The organism is Pseudomonas sp. PGPPP1, assembly GCF_002255865.1.
Classification (GTDB): domain Bacteria; phylum Pseudomonadota; class Gammaproteobacteria; order Pseudomonadales; family Pseudomonadaceae; genus Aquipseudomonas; species Aquipseudomonas cremoris.
This window is the reverse complement of record NZ_NKIG01000080.1, coordinates 1-1,213: the sequence shown is the minus strand read 5'-3', so window position 1 is coordinate 1,213 and position 1,213 is coordinate 1. Positions and strand designations below refer to the sequence as shown.

The window sequence follows — 1,213 nt, the reverse complement described above, 5'->3', positions numbered from 1 at the left end:
ACCCAACCTTGTATCTCTCCTGGGTAATGAGATTAGCTACCTCATTACCCGGAGCCGGTTAAGCACCTACCCAACCTGAGCACTCGATGCTGTGTCGTAGAGTGTGCCTGCCGGCTCCCTTTCTCCACATCCTGAATGGTATCCAAGCCCCTCTGCAGGAGTGAGGCTGTATGCACAAGGCAAGGAGCGAGAAATGGCGATCATTGGTATCGACATCAGCAAGCACAAATTCGATTGTCTGTGGCTGCGTGACGTCCCCAGCCTGAAGGTAAAAACTAAGGTCTTCGCCAACCGGTCCTCAGGATTCGCCGAGCTGATCGACTGGTGTTGCGCCCAGACGGGTGAGACGGTGGAACAGTTGGAGGTTTTTTTCGAAGCGACTGGGGTCTATCACGAGCCGCTGGCTCTGTATCTCCATGATCGTGGCGTCCAAGTCTTCGTCCTCAATCCCGCTCGGGTGCGCGAATACGCCCGCAGCCTGGGCATACAGGGCAAGACCGACAAGCAGGACAGCCTGGTACTGGCGCGCTATGGCGCGACCCAGCCCGTACGTCCCTGGACGCCGGAACGACGCGAGGTCCGCGAACTCAAGGCATTGATTGCTCGCCATGAGGCGCTGCAAGACGATCTGCAACGTGAGCTCAACCGGCGTGAAAAGGCGGAGGTCAGCGGAAGTCCAGGCGTCCTGGCTTCCATCGACAACCTGGTACAGGCGCTACGCCAGGAGGCAGAGCGGATTCGCCAGGACATCGACGACCACATTGATCGGCACGACGATCTCAAACGCGATCGTGCCTTACTGCAAAGCATCGATGGAATCGGCGAGGTGCTGTCGCGCCATCTGTTGGCCCTGCTGCACAGTCGCAACTTTGGCGACGCTCGACAATGCACTGCCTTTGTCGGCTTGGTGCCCCGCCCTTGGCAATCGGGTAAGACGGTGGAGGGACGCACGGTATTGAGCAAGGCCGGTTCCCCGCTCATCAGAGCCAAGCTGTACATGGGCGCCATAGTCGCCAAAGAGCGCAACCCCGACGTGAAAGCGCTGTATGAACGACTACTGGCACGCGGCAAAGCCCGAATGAGCGCCTTGGGCGCCGCCATGCGCAAACTGCTGCAGATTGCCTATGGCGTGCTCAAGACGCAGCGACCTTATCAACCACGACAGGCCCTTTAGAGGACCTGTTGTGATTGGTGGGAGAGATGGTATCTACGG

General features: G+C 58.7%; 1 protein-coding gene. It reads left to right on the top strand.

Going from position 1 to position 1,213, the window contains the following annotated elements; genetic code table 11:
• Positions 1–193: 193 nt before the first annotated feature.
• Positions 194–1,174 (top strand): IS110 family RNA-guided transposase, encoded by a 981-nt coding sequence (locus tag CFE47_RS31180; protein WP_286843036.1) that lies wholly within the window; start codon positions 194–196, stop codon positions 1,172–1,174.
• Positions 1,175–1,213 lie beyond the last annotated feature (39 nt).

Excerpts from the sequence above, each read along its gene's own strand:
- CFE47_RS31180 (WP_286843036.1), top strand. The coding sequence starts at position 194 with ATGGCGATCATTGGTATCGACATCAGCAAGCACAAATTCGATTGTCTG.